Source organism: Erythrobacter sp. HI0063 (assembly GCF_001635685.1).
Lineage (GTDB): Bacteria > Pseudomonadota > Alphaproteobacteria > Sphingomonadales > Sphingomonadaceae > Qipengyuania.
Window position 1 is genome coordinate 35,147 of sequence record NZ_LWFF01000324.1, and the last position, 15,227, is coordinate 50,373.

Below are 15,227 nucleotides of genomic sequence, written 5' to 3' on the forward strand. Positions count from 1 at the left end.
CATACATGAAACTCGCCACGCTCAACGATGGAACCCGCGACGGGAAGCTGGTGGTCGTGTCCAAGGACCTGACCCGCTATTGCGCCGCCGACAACATCGCGCCGACATTGCAGGCTGCGCTGGACGATTGGGAAGCCATCGCACCCAAGCTGCAAGCGCTCTACACCGATGTCGAACACGAAGCCGTGCCTTGCGAACGCTTCCACGAGCGCGAGGCGCATTCGCCGCTGCCGCGCGCCTATCAGTGGGCGGACGGTTCGGCCTATATCAATCACGTCGAACTGGTGCGCAAAGCGCGTGATGCGGAAGTACCGGAAAGCTTCTATCACGACCCGCTTATGTACCAGGGCGGTTCGGACAAATTCCTGCCGCCGCGCGCCGACATCCCCTTGGGCGATCCCGCCTGGGGCTGCGATATGGAAGGCGAGATCGCCGTCATCACCGACGATGTGCCGATGGGCGTATCGAAGGAACAGGCGGAGGATCACATCAAGCTGCTGATGCTCGTCAACGATGTGTCCTTGCGCGGCCTGATCCCGGCGGAACTTGGCAAGGGGTTCGGCTTCTTCCAGTCCAAGCCCTCCAGCGCGTTCTCGCCCGTCGCGGTGACGCCGGACGAACTGGGCGATGCGTGGAAGGACAGCGTGATCCATCTGCCCTTGATGGTGGACTATAACGGCGAACCCTTCGGACGCGCCGAAGCGGGCGAGGATGCGACTTTCAGCCTCGCCGAGCTGGTCGCCCACGCCGCCAAGACGCGCGATCTGGGCGCGGGCGCGATCATCGGATCGGGCACGGTCTCGAACAAGGGCGAAGATGGCGGTCCGGGCAAGCCGGTCAGCGAAGGCGGGCGCGGCTATAGCTGCATCGCCGAAATCCGCATGATCGAAACGATCTATGACGGCGAGGCCAAGACCCGCTTCATGCGCGCAGGCGACACCGTCCGCGTCGAGATGAAAGACCGCGAGGGCCACTCGATCTTCGGCGCGATCGAACAGAAGGTGGTGGAGGTCTGAGGCCTCCGAATATCGGAGAGGGGGACCGCTCGCAAAGCATGGTCCCCCTTCCCGTTACGCGTAAGGATCACATCGAACGCGCGATCACCATTTTCATGATCTCGTTCGATCCGCCGAAGATGCGCGTGATGCGGCTGTCGCGGAACATGCGCGCGATCGGGTAATCGTTGATATAGCCCGCCCCGCCATGCAGCTGCAGGCACTTGTCGACCACCTCGCCCTGCAATTCGGTGACCCAGTATTTGGCCATGCAGGCGGTCGGCACGTCCAGCTCGCCCTTCAGGTGCTTGGCAATGCAATCGTTGACGAAGATTTTCGCCGCCGTGCCCTTCGCTTTGAGATCCGCGAGTACGAACTGGGTGTTCTGGAAATCCCAGATCGTCTGCCCGAACGCCTTGCGTTCTTTCGTGAACTTCACCGTTTCTTCCAGCGCGCGTTCGATCGTGGTCATCCCGCCCATGGCGATGATGAGGCGTTCCTGCGGCAATTCGCCCATCAGCTGGTAGAAGCCCTTGCCCTCTTCCCCGCCGAGCACGTTTTCCGCCGGGACGAACACGTCGTCGAAGAACAATTCGCTGGTGTCCTGCGCATCCAATCCGACCTTGTCGAGCTTCTTGCCGCGCTGGAACCCTTCGGCGCCCTCGGTCTCCAGCAGCATCAGCGAGATGCCCTTGGCCCGCTCCTTCGGATCGGTCTTGGCGACGACGATCACGAAATCGGCGATCTGGCCGTTCGAGATATAGGTCTTCGCCCCGTTGATGCGGTAACCGTTCCCGTCCTTCAGCGCGGTCGTGGTAATGCTCTGGAGGTCGGAACCGACGCCCGGTTCCGTCATGGCGATGGCGCTGACAAGCTCGCCCGAAACCAGCTTTGGCAGATATTTCTTCTTCTGCTCCTCGGTCCCGTGGCGGACCAGATAGGGCAGGATCACGGTGTTGTGCAGGCTGGCGGAAAAGCCTTCGACGCCGTGTTTGCCCTGCTGGTCGATCACCACCATTTCGTGGCGGAAATCGCCGCCATGGCCGCCATATTCCTCAGGCACGGACGCGCCGAGCAAGCCCGCTGCGCCCGCCTCGTTCCAAAATTCGCGTTCGACCTGGCCGTCCTCGCGCCATTTCAACACGCGCTTTTCGGGTGCGTGCTTTTCATAGAACTTGCCGACCGCATCCGAGAAGATCGCGATCTCCTCGTCCTGCATATATTCGGGCTCGGGTACGTCGATGACGGCCATGCTTATTTCCCCTTCCAGTTCGGCTTGCGCTTCTCGGCAAAGGCGGCTGCACCTTCGCGGGCGTCCTCGCTGACGAAGACCGGGCCGATCAGCTGCGCCTGCTTGTCGTAGCGTTCGTCCATCGACCAGCCGCGCGATTCCTTGAGGATCTGTTTTGACACGCGCACTGCCAGCGGGCCGTTTTCGGCGATCTTGCGCGCCAGTTCCTTCGCGCCTTCAAGGGCGGAGCCGGAAACCACGCGGTTGATCAGGCCAAGCTCGTAAGCGCGCGCGGCGTCGATGAAATCGCCTGTCAACGCCAGCTCCATCGCGATCCGTTCGGGGATCTGATCGGGCAGCATCATCACGCCGCCTGCCGCCGCGACGAGGCCGCGCTTGGCTTCGGGGATGCCGAACTTGGCACCTTCGTTCGCCACCACGAGATCACAGGCGATCATCAATTCGAGCCCACCGGCCAGCGCATAGCCTTCGACGGCCGCGATCAGCGGTTTGGATGGCGGCGCCTGGACCACCCCGCCGAAGCCGCGCCCTTCGATGCTGGGGCTTTCTCCGCGCAGGAATCCCTTCAGATCCATACCCGAACAGAACGTGCCCCCTGCCCCGGTCAGGATGGCGACGCGCAGATCGTCTTCCGCGTCCAGCCGGTCCATCGCTGCGGCGATCCCTTCTGCCGCCGCTTTGTTCATGGCGTTCTTGGCTTCGGGGCGGTTGATCGTGACGATCAGAACGCCGTCCTCGACCTCGGTCTGTACCTCTTCGCTCATGCCTCTCTCCATTGCATTTCGAAACTGGTCTTGCCGCAGTGCTGCTTGAGGCTTACGCAAACGTCAACCGGCAATCGCCGGAGCGAGAGAGGAGCACGCCATGCCTGAAGCCTATATCATCGACGCCGTCCGCACCCCGCGTGGGATCGGGAAGCAGGGAAAAGGCGCGCTCGCCGCCATGCACCCGCAGCATCTCGCCGCGACGGTTCTGAAAGCGATCGCGGAGCGCAACGATCTCGACACGGCGACGGTAGACGACGTGATCTGGTCGGTCAGCACGCAGGACGGGATGCAGGCGGGCGATCTGGGGCGGATGGCCGCGCTCGATGCGGGCTATGACGTAACCTCGAGCGGCACCACGCTCGACCGGTTCTGCGGCGGCGGGATCACCAGCGTAGCGCTGGCCGCGGCGCAGGTGATGAGCGGGATGGAAGATTGCGTCGTCGCGGGCGGCACCGAGATGATGAGCCTGACCGCACAGATGGCGAAGGACAAGATGGCGGCGGGCCTCAGGCCGCCGATGATGGGCAGCTATAACGAGCGGCTGCAGGCGACCCACCCGCAAAGCCATCAGGGCGTGTGCGGCGATGCCATCGCCAGCATGGAAGGCTTCACAAGGGAGGAGCTGGACGAGGTCGGCTATCGCAGCCAGCAGCGCGCCGCCCAGGCGATTGCCGAGGGCCGGTTCGACAAATCGGTGGTTCCGGTGACCGACGACGAGGGCAAGATCGTGCTCGACCGCGAGGAATTTCCCCGCCCCCAGACCACGCGCGAAGGCCTCGCCGAACTGGAGCCCGCCTTCACCAAGATCGCCGACGTGCCGCTCGACAAACAGGGCACCACGTTTCGCGGACTGGTGAATGCGAAATATCCCGACGTCGAGATCGAGCATTTCCACCATGCGGGCAATTCGTCCGGCGTGGTCGACGGCGCGGCGGCGGTGCTGGTGACGAGCCGGGACTATGCCGAGAAGCACGGGCTGAAGCCGCGCGCGCGCATCGTGGCGACGGCCAATATGGGCGATGATCCCACGCTGATGCTGAATGCCCCCGTCCCGGCGGCGAAGAAGGTGCTGGAGAAGGCCGGGCTGAGCGTGGACGAGATCGACCTGTTCGAAATCAACGAGGCCTTCGCAGTGGTCGCGGCGAAATTCGTGCGCGATCTGGGGCTCGATTGGGACAGGGTCAATGTGAATGGCGGCTCGATCGCCTTGGGCCATCCGATCGGCGCGACCGGATCGATCCTGATCGGCACGATCGTCGACGAGCTGGAGCGGCAGGACAAGCGATATGGCCTCGTCACGATGTGCGCGGCGGGCGGCATGGCTCCGGCGATCATCGTCGAACGGGTGAGCGATTTCGTCGACTAGCGCGGGGCGAGCAGCGCCAGCAGCGCGAAGCTCGCCAGCCAGTGTTCTCCCATATAATCGCCCGCAACGCTGGCTTCGGCGGCGGCGAAGTGCCGGTCGGCCAGCGCGCGCAGGTCCGCCCCGGCGGGATGCGGCGCGATGGCGGAGGCGATTTCGCGCAAGGCCCAGGCGCGGCTGAGATTGAGGCCGTCGAGATGGGCGATCTTGCCGTCGCTGCGGTCGGACACGAAGGCGGGCTCGCATTCGCGCTCCAGCCAGCGATTATCGATCACCAACGCTGCGAACCACGGCGCGAACCGATCGCGCGGCCAGACGCGGCTCATCAGCAGGGCAGCGGTGAGAACGGGTGAGAGGAATTCGTCTCCGCCCGGCTCCCACCCGCGATAGTCGCTGCGATCCGCAAAGGCGGTCTCGGCCCAATCGTCGATGGTCGCGACGAGCGCTGCATCGCGATCCTCCGCCCAGTCGCGCGCCAGCACCAGAGCGAAGCTGGTGTTGAAATGGGTGCCGACCGTGATCGGATAGGTCAGCAACGGCAGATAGGCGGCGAACCGTTCCGCGAAGGCGCGGGCGAGTGGCTCCAGCTTCGCACCCCATGCGCGATCTTCATGCCGCGCGGACTCGGCGTGCAAAGCGAGCAGCCAGCCCCAGCCATAGGGCCGCTCGAAACCGCGCGCTTCGGGGCGGTCGAGATAGGCCAGTTCGCTCGCCAGTTTTTCGGGCGTGAAGGTCGCCTCGGCCAGCGCCGCGATCTCGTTCGCTTCGGGCATGTCCGGGAACAGCCGCCGCAGCGTCAGCAGCGTCCACCAGCCATGCACGCAGCTATGCCAGTCGAAGCTGCCAAAGAACACCGGATGCGCCTCGCGTGGGGGGCGGACATCCGCGTCCGAGGCAAAGACGTGATCGTCCTTGAAAGGGTAAGGCCGCGCCACATGGCCCAGCGCGATCCGGGCGTAGCTACGCGCGATAGTTTCGGTCAGTTCCACAACCAGAACCCCGCAACATAGATGATCGCCACGTTGCACACCCAAAGCGGGATTGCCGTCCACACCTGTTGGCGGATCACGCCGTTCTGGTCGTCCAGTTCCAGCAGGGCTGCGGGCACGATGTTGAAATTGGCCGCCATCGGGGTGAGCAGCGTGCCGCAAAATCCCGCCAGCATCCCCACCGCGCCGATCACCGCCGGATTGCCGTCGAACCCCTCGACCAGCAGCGGAATACCGATCGCGGCAGCCATCACCGGGAAGGCGGCAAAGGCATTGCCCATGATCATCGTGAACAGCGCCATGCCGAAGCAGTAGACGATAACCGAGACGAGCACGCTGTTTTCGGGAATCACCTGCCCCGCCAGCGCGCCGATCACCTCGCCCACCCCGGCGAGCGCGAATACCGCGCCCAAGGCGGCCAGCATCTGCGGCAGGATCGCCGCCCACCCGATCGAATCGAGCAAACGCCTGCCCTCTTCGGCTGGTGCGAGCGCCGGGGGGCGCAGCCAGACGATGGCCGCCACCAGCGCCACCACCACGCCCACACCGAACAGGATCAGCGTTTCGCGCCGCGCTTCGAACAGGCCGGTCTCGCCGAAAGGCGTGTAATTGTAGAGCAGCGTACCCACCACTGCCGTCAGCGGCACGATCAGCGCAGGCAGGAACAGGCGATTGCCGAACAGTTCGGAGAAATTCAGCCGCTCTTCCGGCGTGGTGGTCGGCGGATCGCTGCGCTTCAGCAGGCCCAGCCCCGCGATAGCCACCATCGCCAGCACCAGCACGCCATTGGCGAAATCGCCGATATGGCTGCCGAAGAGGAAGCTCGCCGCGAGCAATCCCCAGAACGCGCCATTGCCCCAGCGCCGGTCGCGCAAGGACAGCAGCGCCCAGACCGCGAAGAAGCCGCCCGCGAGGATGTAGAGCCATTCATAGGTAATCATGCCCGCTCCTCCCCGCTAGCAGGAGGGGTGAGCCTGCCCATGCGCCGGTCCATCGCCAGGATGCGTCCGCCGTGGATCAGGAAAGCGCAGATTGCGGTCGGGATCGCCCAGACGGAAAGTTGCAGCGGCGTCAGCGGATAGCCCGCCGCTTCGAACACGCCCTGGATCAGCAGGATAGAGGCGATCGCGAAGAAGATGTCCTCACCGAAGAAGAGCCCGACATTGTCGGTCGCCGCCGACATGGCGAGCACTTTCTGCCGCTCGGCTTCGGGCAGGGCCCCGTGCGATTTGGTGGCCGCCGCCTCCGCCATCGGTGCGACCAGAGGCCGCACCGCCTGAGGGTGGCCGCCGATATCCTTCATCCCCAGCGCCGCCGTGATCTGGCGGAAGCCGAGATAGAGGACCAGCAGTTTGCCCATCGTCGCACCGCGCACGCTCTCGATCAGGCTCCGTGCGCGCTGCTGCAGACCATAGCGTTCGAGCAGGCCGATCACCGGCAGGATGATCCAGGTCACCGAGATATAGCGATTATCGTTGAAGGCGCGGCCCAGCGCTTCGACCACCGCGACGATGTCGAGCCCGGCGAGAAGCCCGGTCGCGACCGCCGCGCCGACCACCACGAGGAGCGGATTGAACTGCAGCGCGAAACCGATGACGACCAGCGCGATGCCGAGCAGCGGCCAGTAATTCATGCGCCGTATCCTCCGCCGCCGGGGGTCAGGATCACGAAAGCATCGCCGCGGCGCATTTCGGCCGATCCGGTTGCGCCCAGATCCTCGCGCGATCCGTCGGCCCGTTCGACCCAGTTGCGTCCCGGCTCGGCATCGCCGCCACCGCAAATGCCCTGCGGCGGATGCTTGCGGCGATTGGCGAGGATATTGGCGCGCATCGGTTCGAGGAAGGTCACGCGCCGCTCCACCCCGTCACCGCCGGTATGCGCGCCCTTCCCGCCCGATCCGCGCCGTATGGCGAAGCGGTCGAGCCGCACAGGGAGGCGCGTTTCGAGAATTTCCGGATCGGTCAGGCGCGAATTGGTCATGTGGGTCTGGACCGCACTCGTCCCGTCATGGTCCGGCCCCGCGCCCGATCCGCCGCAGATCGTCTCGTAATACTGGTCGCTCTCGTTCCCGAAGGTGAAGTTGTTCATCGTCCCTTGGCTGGGCGCAAGGCGGCCCGTTGCGGCGAACAGCGCATCGGTGACGGTCTGGCTGGTCTCGACATTGCCCGCCACCACCGCCGCGCCGGGGCGCGGGTTCAGCATCGATCCTTCGGGCACGATCAGATCGACCGGGCGCAGGCAGCCATCGTTCATCGGGATCGCATCGTCGATCAGCGTGCGCAGCACATAAAGCGCGGCGGCGCGGGTGATCGAGCGCGGCGCGTTGAAATTGTCCGGGCGCTGATCGCTGGTCCCGGTAAAGTCGATGACGGCGGATCGTGCTTCGCGATCGATACGGATCGTCACCTTCACCACTGCGCCATTATCCATCGGATAGGCGAACTGCCCGTCTTCGAGCCGATCGAGCAGCCGCCGCACGCTTTCTTCCGCATTCGCCAGCACGTGGCCCATATAGGCCGCAACCGTCTCGCCGCCGGAATCGCGCGCGGCGCTGTGCAGCAATTCGGCCCCGCGCGTGCAGGCGGCGAGCTGGGCGCGCAGATCGGACAGGTTGCGATCGGGATTGCGCGCGGGATAATCCGCGCTCGCCAGCAGGGTTCGGACCGCATCTTCGCGGAACGCTCCTTCGTCGACGAGGAGGAAATCGTCGATCATCACGCCTTCTTCCACGATCGTGCGGCTTTCGGGAGGCATCGATCCGGGCGCGATCCCGCCGATATCGGCATGATGGCCGCGCGCGGCGACGAAGGCGTCGGGCAGGTGCGAAGCCTCGCCATAGAAGACGGGAACGATCACGGTGATGTCGGGCAGGTGCGTGCCGCCGCGATAGGGATCGTTGAGCATATAGGCATCGCCACGGCGAAATCCGCGTCCATCCCGCGCGCCCCCACGCGTTTCGATCACGCGCGCGATGGAATCGCCCATGCTTCCCAGATGCACCGGAATGTGGGGCGCATTGGCGATCAGCGCGCCTTGCGCGTCGAACAGAGCGCAGGAGAAATCGAGCCGTTCCTTGATATTGACCGAACTCGCCGTGCTCTGGAGCACGACGCCCATCTCCTCGGCGATGGCCATAAAGAGATTGTTGTAGATTTCGAGCCGGACCGGATCGACATGGCGATGCGCCGAAACGCCCGCCGCCTGATTGCGCTCAAGGGGTTCGGTTCGCGTGAGCACGAGGCTGCCTTCCGACTGGAGGCGCGCCTGCCAGCCGGGCTCGACCACGGTGGTGGAGCCGGGATCGATTATCAGGGCCGGCCCGTCCACGCCATCATCCGCGCTCATCGCGGCTCGTTCCAGCGTGGTCCATTCGCCAGAAGGCGTCCCGCCCGCCGCCACCGGCTCCACCTCTGCCGCGTCGAGCCCGCCGGAAAAGCCGCTCGCCTCGACGCTCAGGGCCTCGACCACGATCGGGGCCTTATCGTCGGAATAGCCGAAGCGCTGGCGGTGGAGACGGCGGAAGTTCGTATCCATCGCGCCCTTGTCTTCGCAATCCACGGTCAGGATGCTGTCGCTGCCGGAAAACCGCAGCCGCGCACGGCTGTCGATCTCTATCGCATCTTCCGCGATCCCCTGTTCGAGCAGGGCCGCGCGCGCTTCGTCCTGCAAAGCCGCGAGGCCGTCATCATAGGATTCCTCCAGTGGCCGCACCAGACTGACCTCGCGGATCGCCTTCACCGGGGCAAGGCCAATCCCGTAGGCGGAGAGCATCCCTGCCAGCGGGTGAACCAGCACCGTTTCGATGCCCAATTCGTCCGCCACCTTGCAGGCGTGTTGTCCGCCCGCGCCGCCGAAACAGGCGAGCGCGTATTGCGTCACGTCATGGCCGCGCGCCACGCTGATCTTGCGGATCGCATTCGCCATGCTGTCCACCGCGATGGCGAGAAAGCCCTCGGCGATATCCTCGATCGGGCGCGGCTCTGGAAGAGCGGCGGCGATCTCTTCCAGACGGGCCCGCGCAGCCGCCGGGTCCAGCGGCGCGTCGCCATCGGGGCCGAATACGTTTGGGAAAAAGGCTGGATCGATCCGGCCCAGAACGAGATTGCAGTCGGTCACCGTCAGCGGCCCGCCCTTGCGATAGCAGGCGGGGCCCGGGTCCGCTCCTGCGCTTTCCGGGCCGACGCGGAAGCGCGATCCGTCGAAACTGCAGATCGATCCGCCGCCTGCCGCGACGGTGTGGATCTGCATCATCGGCGCGGCCACGCGCACGCCCGCCACCGTGCTGTCGCCGGTCAGCTCGTATTCGCCTGCATAATGCGCGACATCGGTGCTGGTCCCGCCCATGTCGAACCCGATCAGCTTCGTGTGGCCGAGCGCGGCGCCGGTCGCCCCCATGCCGACAACACCGCCCGCCGGGCCGGACAGGATCGCATCCTTGCCCCGAAACGCGCCGACTTCGGCGAGGCCGCCATTCGACTGCATGAAGCGCAGCGCACCCGTTTCCGGCAGGCTCGCACGCAGATTATCGGTGTACCGATCGAGGACGGGCGAGAGATAAGCATCGACGGAGGTCGTATCGCCGCGCGGGATCAGGCGGATCAGAGGCGCGACCTCGTGGCTGACGCTGACCTGCGCGAAGCCAAGCTCGCGCGCCAGATCCGCCAGAGCCATTTCGTGATCGCGATGCGTCCAGCCATGCATCAGGACGATGGCGATCGAATCGTATCCGTCCTCGCGCAGAGCCGTGAATTCGCGCTTCGCCGCCTCGATATCCAAAGGTTCGAGAACTTCGCCATCGACCGCGACGCGCTCCGTGATCTCGACCACAGTTTCGGGCAGTTGTTCGGGCAGGAGGATATGGCGCGCAAAGATGTCCGGCCGCGCCTACGTGCCGATCCTGAGCGCATCGGCAAAGCCGCGCGTGATCGCCAGAGCCAGCCGCGCCCCCTTGCGTTCGAGCAGGGCATTGGTGGCGACCGTGGTGCCGACGCGCATTTCGGCGATGGGAGCCGCCTCGTCGCCCTCGCCATATGCCGCCATCAATCGGCGCACGGCTTCGCTGGCGGCATCTTCGTAATGTTCGGGATTTTCGGACAGCAGCTTGTCGGTCACCAGCCGCCCGTCGGGCGTGGTTGCGACGACATCGGTGAATGTGCCGCCGCGATCGATTGCGAAGCGCCAGCTCGGCCTGGAAGGAGCATCTGTCATGGAGCACGGCTTGGCACGCGCCACGACGGATTACAAACGGACCGGACGCGCTGCGAACAGCCTTCAGGCTCTTGGGGAATGTCGCACGCGATCGGTCCCTCCTACCTCATTTCTCTACCAGAGCTTCGAGAATGGAGATCGCCGCGCGAGCCGGTTCGGCGAAGGGTTTGTCCGGGCTGGCCAGCCACCGATCGTCGCTCGCGACGAGCCCGACCGCTTCCAGAGCGTCTTCGTCCGCTTCCGCCGGCGTAAGGGCTATCGCCTTGGGGCCGGCATTCACGGCGCGGATACCGGTTTCGAGTGCGAGTATCGTCAGCAGGGCCAGATCGATCAGCGACTGCGCGGCGTCCGGCAAAGGTCCGAACCGGTCGGCCAGTTCCGCTTCGAACGCATCCAGCTCGGCGCGCTCGCTCAATCGGGCGAGGCGGATGTAGAGATTGAGGCGCACCTCTTCTTCGGGAATCCAGTCGGGCGGGAACGCACCCGTGATGCCGGTACGGATTTCGGGACGCCATTCGCGTTGCGCTTCGCCGCGCGCCCGACGAAGCGCCCCTTCGAGCAAATGCTGGTAGAGATCGATGCCGATCAATTTCATGTGCCCGGCCTGCGCATCGCTCAGAATATCGCCCGCTCCGCGCTGATCGAGATCGGCGCTGGCGATCGAGAAACCGGAGCCGAGCTGATCGAAGGTTTCGAGCGTGCGCAGACGCTTCTCGCTCGCTTGCGAAATCGTTTCCTCAGCTGTGGTCAGGATCACCTGCCCGCGCCTTCGCCCCCGCCCCACGCGTCCGCGCAGTTGATGCAATTGCGCAAGGCCGAACCGATCCGATCGCCAGACGATCATCGTGTTGGCCCGCGGCACGTCGAGCCCGGCCTCGATGATATTGGTCGCAAGCAGGATATCCCCATCACCTGCCGCGAACCGGACCATCGCCTCGTCCAGTTCGCCACCGGGCATCTTGCCGTGCACCTCGACGATGGTGAGATCGGGCGCGATCGTCTCGATCCGCTCTCGCATGGCGTCCAGATCGGCGATGCGCGGGACGACGACGAAGCTCTGCCCCTTGCGCATCTTTTCCCGGCGCAGTGCAAGGCCGATCGCCGGATCGTCGATCGTGCTGGTCGTGGTGCGGATCGGCTGGCGGCGGGCGGGCGGCGTGGCGATCACGGATACCTGTTGCAAGCCGATCATCGCCCGGTGCAGCGTGCGCGGAATGGGCGTCGCGCTCATCACCAGGAGATGGACGTCGGCGGCCTGTCGCAATTTCGCCTTGTCGGCTGCACCGAAGCGCTGTTCCTCGTCGATTACGACAAGGCCGAGCTTGGCATATTCGACCGACTTCCCGACGACCGCTGCGGTGCCGACGACCACGCCGATCGATCCGTCCGCCAAACCCGCCATGACCGACTTCTTCTCCGCCGCGCTCGTCAGCCGGGACAGACCGGCGACCTTGACGCCGGTATCGGCGAAGCGGCGCGTAAATTCCTCCAGATGCTGGCGCGCCAGCACCGTGGTCGGCGCGGCCACGATAACCTGATAACCCGACAGCGCGGCGATCGCCGCGGCGCGCAGAGCCACTTCGGTCTTGCCGTAGCCGACATCGCCGATGACGAGCCGCTCCATCGGCTTGCCGGAAGCCAGATCGTCGCGCACCGAAGCGATGGCGCGCGCCTGATCGGACGTCTCGTTATAGGGAAAGCCCGAGACGAAGCGTTCATAGGCCGAGGCATCGGGCTCCATCGCCGGGGCCGACTGCCTGGCCCGTTCTTCAGCCAGAGTGATCAGCGATTTCGCGGTTTCCGCGATCGCCTTGTCGATTTCCGCGCGGCGCTTGTTCCAGCCCGTGCCATCGAGCTTGTCCAGTTTCACGCTGTCGGCATCGCCGCCGTAACGCCACAGCAGGGCCGCGTCGCTGGTGGGCACCAGACGCCGCGCTTCCTTTGCATATTCGAGCGCGATCACCTCGCCCCCCTGCGCTTCTGGCGCGGGTTCCAGACCGATAACTCTGGCAAAGCCGTGATCTTCGTGAATCACCAGATCGCCCGGCTGCAATTCCGCTCCGACAAGGCCGACCTGACGCGCAACGGAAGGCGAGGTATCGAGCAGCGCGCGCGAGCCCAGAATATCCGCCGCCGCAATGAGCGCGACATCGTCATCGCGCGCTCCGCGATCGAGCGGGGCGCACAGGAAATTGAGCGCATTGTCGTCTTTCGCGGATAAGGCGCGCAGGCTCTCGCAATGCTCGACGATTTCGAAGGCATGGCCCAGACGGCTGCGCAGAAACCGCAGGTCGCGCTCGCTGCCGACAATGGCGATAGCGCGACCCGCTTCGCGTTCGGACTTCAGAAAGCGTATGGCCGCCCGCGCCGGGGATTTCTTTTCCGCGAAGCGGGGAATCGCTTCGAGAGCGATCGAGGAACCATCGCTTTCCAACCGCCAGTTTTCGATCGCCGCCTGCCAGCGGGCGTCGTCGACGGCGTCCAGATCGGCCTTGCTCTCTTTCGCCGCACGCTGCGCGAGCTTTGCGAACCGCCTGCGCCGCTTTTCCGCCCTTGGCGACAGCAACAGGATGCCGGGTGTCATATGATCGACAAGCGTAGCCGTCGCGTCTCCCTCCGGCTCTGCCGCGCGGCCTATCGCAACCGCGTCGCAGGCATCGCTGCGCAATTGCGAGATGGCATCGAAATGATGGATCGCTGCGATCCGGCCATCGGCCAGATCGATCCGCACGGGCTCTCCGGCATCGGCGGGATAGAGATCGATCACCTCGCCGCGAATTGCGATCTCGCCCGGCTCGTCGATGCGATCGTCGAGGAAATAGCCGAGTTCGATCGCATCTTCGCGAAAGTCGTCGGGATCGATCGGATCGCCGACGCGGATGCAGGGTGGTTCGGCATCGAAAGCGTCTGCAGGGAGATAACGCCGCGCGGCGGCCTCTCCCGTGGTCACCACGACGAGATCCTTGTGTCCTTCGTCGGACGAAAGCTGTCGCAGCCGCCGCAGCGCGGTGACGCGGTGGCCGACATTGGCTGGCGATGGCGGCGCATCGTCGCCCGGCAAGGTATCGCTTGCGGGAAGATGGACAATCGTCACCTCCGGCAGCAGCGCCTCGAGCGCCGTGGCAAGGCTCTCGGCCTCGGTGTCGTCGTCGCACAGGTACAGCACCGGGCCATCGCCGATATTTCGAACGATGCGCAGCACCTTTGCACCCATGCCGGTCACAGCGGCGCTTTCGTCGTCGGTCGAAGACACTGTCTGGAAGCCCTTTCGCGGCGCTGCGGGGCCAGGGAAGCGGCCGGTCGCGCACAGGACAAAAGGCCCGAGAGACAGGGCCGTTCCCCGATCCGCGCTACCCTGTCTGCCGGACGACGAGGCGCGGCGGCATCACGATGCTTTCGGTTTCCTCGCCCGACAGTCGGCGGATCAGCAGATCGACCATCGCGAAGGCGCCCGCGCGTATGTCCTGGCGAACGGTGGTGAGCGGCGGAAATGTCTGGGCGGCCAGCGGGAGATCGTCGAACCCGATGATGCGCACCTCGTCGGGCACAGAGATGCCGAGCGCCTTCAGCCGCGCGAGACTGGCGATGGCCAGCGTGTCGGTCGCGGCGAAGATGGCGTCTCCGGGCGCGAACGGACGATCGAGATTGGCGGCCACCTCCGCTTCCAGCCGATCGCTGGAGAGGTGGCTCGTGAGGGGTGTGATCGTCACGCCAAACCGGCCTGCCGCATCGAGCGCGCCGGCATAGCGAGCTGCGAATTCGACTGCGGATGTGTCGCCCAGAAAATAGATATGCCGCGCACCGCCAGCGATCAGCCGCTCGGTCGCAAGCCGCCCGCCCAGGCGGTTGTCCGTGCCGACCACGCAATGGCGCTGCCCTTCGGCATGATTGCCCCAGACGACCATCGGCAGATAGCCGTCGGCTGCATCCTCGATCCGGTCGAACTGGTCGGACTGGCCGATCACCAGCACTCCATCGACCAATCCCGATCCGATGAAACGGTCCAGCCAGTCCTCGTCGCGTTCGGGGATCACGCGGCGCAGCATCAGGTCGTAGCCACGCTCGGTAAGTGCATCGGCGAGATGGCCCAGCAGCGTCATGAAGAAGGTGTCGGAAATCTGCTGTCTGCGATCGTGGCCCAGCGGGATGGCGATGCCGATGACGTCCGTCTTCTGGCGGCGCAGGCTGCTGGCCATCTTGTTCGGCCGGAAACCATGCTCGCGCGCGAGAGCGACGATGCGGTCGCGCGTGTCCGTGTTGACCAGGCTGTTGCCTGCAAGCGCCCGGCTGACAGTGCCTGCAGACACCCCGGCAATGCCCGCGAGATCGCTGAGGGTGCGGACGGCGGGGCGGCCCCTGGGTGTTTCTTTCGCGCTCATCGTCCCAGCGTCTACACGCGACTAGGTCGGCGGAACAGACGCGGCCTCCGACACGGCCCGTGCGGGACGTCCGCCTGCCTGCACGAACAGAGTCGCCACCGCGCCCAGAAGCATCAGCCCTCCTCCCAGCATCAGCGCATTGCGCGGATCGGAGCCCAGCAGAGGTTCGTAAATCAGCGGCATCGTCACCGTTTCGATCAGCATCGGAATCACGATGAACATGTTGAAGATACCCATATAGATGCCCGTTCGCGCAGGCGGAATCGCATCGGCC

At 65.2% G+C, this 15,227-nt stretch carries 9 protein-coding genes and 2 pseudogenes; 2 read left to right on the forward strand and 9 right to left on the reverse strand.

Translation table 11 applies throughout. From position 1 onward, the window contains the following. Positions 1–5: 5 nt before the first annotated feature. Entirely contained in the window at positions 6–1,016 is a 1,011-nt protein-coding gene (locus tag A3736_RS13455; RefSeq protein WP_067683930.1) for a fumarylacetoacetate hydrolase family protein, read from the forward strand. A gap of 67 nt (positions 1,017–1,083) precedes the next feature. Here the strand turns inward: A3736_RS13455 and A3736_RS13460 are convergent, their stop codons facing one another. Continuing rightward, the gene (locus A3736_RS13460; RefSeq protein WP_067683933.1) at positions 1,084–2,247 is read right to left on the reverse strand and encodes an acyl-CoA dehydrogenase family protein; all 1,164 of its coding nucleotides are present in this window, start codon (positions 2,245–2,247) and stop codon (positions 1,084–1,086) included. A gap of 2 nt (positions 2,248–2,249) precedes the next feature. Then, on the reverse strand, positions 2,250–3,011 hold the full coding sequence (locus A3736_RS13465) for a crotonase/enoyl-CoA hydratase family protein (protein WP_197465608.1): 762 nt from the start codon (positions 3,009–3,011) through the stop codon (positions 2,250–2,252). 100 nt (positions 3,012–3,111) lie between these two features. Here A3736_RS13465 and A3736_RS13470 point away from each other — a divergent pair, with 100 nt between their 5' ends. After that, on the forward strand, positions 3,112–4,380 hold the full coding sequence (locus A3736_RS13470) for an acetyl-CoA C-acetyltransferase (protein WP_067683943.1): 1,269 nt from the start codon (positions 3,112–3,114) through the stop codon (positions 4,378–4,380). Here A3736_RS13470 and A3736_RS13475 read toward each other — a convergent pair. The 7 genes and pseudogenes from A3736_RS13475 to A3736_RS13505 all read right to left on the reverse strand — a co-directional run. Continuing rightward, entirely contained in the window at positions 4,377–5,366 is a 990-nt protein-coding gene (locus tag A3736_RS13475; RefSeq protein ID WP_067683945.1) for a DUF2891 domain-containing protein, read from the reverse strand. The two genes, A3736_RS13470 and A3736_RS13475, sit on opposite strands and share 4 nt — an antisense overlap. Next, the gene (locus A3736_RS13480) at positions 5,357–6,307 is read right to left on the reverse strand and encodes a DUF979 domain-containing protein (protein WP_067683947.1); all 951 of its coding nucleotides are present in this window, start codon (positions 6,305–6,307) and stop codon (positions 5,357–5,359) included. The genes A3736_RS13475 and A3736_RS13480 overlap by 10 nt, the downstream gene beginning before the upstream one ends. Next, positions 6,304–6,999: a DUF969 domain-containing protein gene (locus A3736_RS13485; protein WP_067683949.1), complete on the reverse strand. Its 696-nt coding sequence runs from the start codon at positions 6,997–6,999 to the stop codon at positions 6,304–6,306. The genes A3736_RS13480 and A3736_RS13485 overlap by 4 nt, the downstream gene beginning before the upstream one ends. Continuing rightward, positions 6,996–10,574: pseudogene (locus A3736_RS13490) on the reverse strand (hydantoinase B/oxoprolinase family protein). Before A3736_RS13490 ends, A3736_RS13485 begins: the two are co-directional and overlap by 4 nt. 106 nt (positions 10,575–10,680) lie before the next feature. Next, positions 10,681–13,827 (reverse strand): helicase-related protein, encoded by a 3,147-nt coding sequence (locus A3736_RS13495; protein WP_233999388.1) that lies wholly within the window; start codon positions 13,825–13,827, stop codon positions 10,681–10,683. Between the two features lie 97 nt (positions 13,828–13,924). Then, complete coding sequence (locus A3736_RS13500; RefSeq protein ID WP_067683951.1) at positions 13,925–14,953, reverse strand: LacI family DNA-binding transcriptional regulator; 1,029 nt, start codon at positions 14,951–14,953, stop codon at positions 13,925–13,927. 21 nt (positions 14,954–14,974) lie between these two features. Next, positions 14,975–15,227 (reverse strand): annotated as a pseudogene (locus A3736_RS13505) (MFS transporter); the annotation flags it as partial.

Coding starts and splice junctions, on each gene's coding strand:
- A3736_RS13465 (WP_197465608.1), bottom strand. CDS start 3,011: ATGAGCGAAGAGGTACAGACCGAGGTCGAGGACGGCGTTCTGATCGTC.
- A3736_RS13485 (WP_067683949.1), bottom strand. CDS start 6,999: ATGAATTACTGGCCGCTGCTCGGCATCGCGCTGGTCGTCATCGGTTTC.
- A3736_RS13455 (WP_067683930.1), top strand. CDS start 6: ATGAAACTCGCCACGCTCAACGATGGAACCCGCGACGGGAAGCTGGTG.
- A3736_RS13480 (WP_067683947.1), bottom strand. CDS start 6,307: ATGATTACCTATGAATGGCTCTACATCCTCGCGGGCGGCTTCTTCGCG.
- A3736_RS13460 (WP_067683933.1), bottom strand. CDS start 2,247: ATGGCCGTCATCGACGTACCCGAGCCCGAATATATGCAGGACGAGGAG.
- A3736_RS13500 (WP_067683951.1), bottom strand. CDS start 14,953: ATGAGCGCGAAAGAAACACCCAGGGGCCGCCCCGCCGTCCGCACCCTC.
- A3736_RS13470 (WP_067683943.1), top strand. CDS start 3,112: ATGCCTGAAGCCTATATCATCGACGCCGTCCGCACCCCGCGTGGGATC.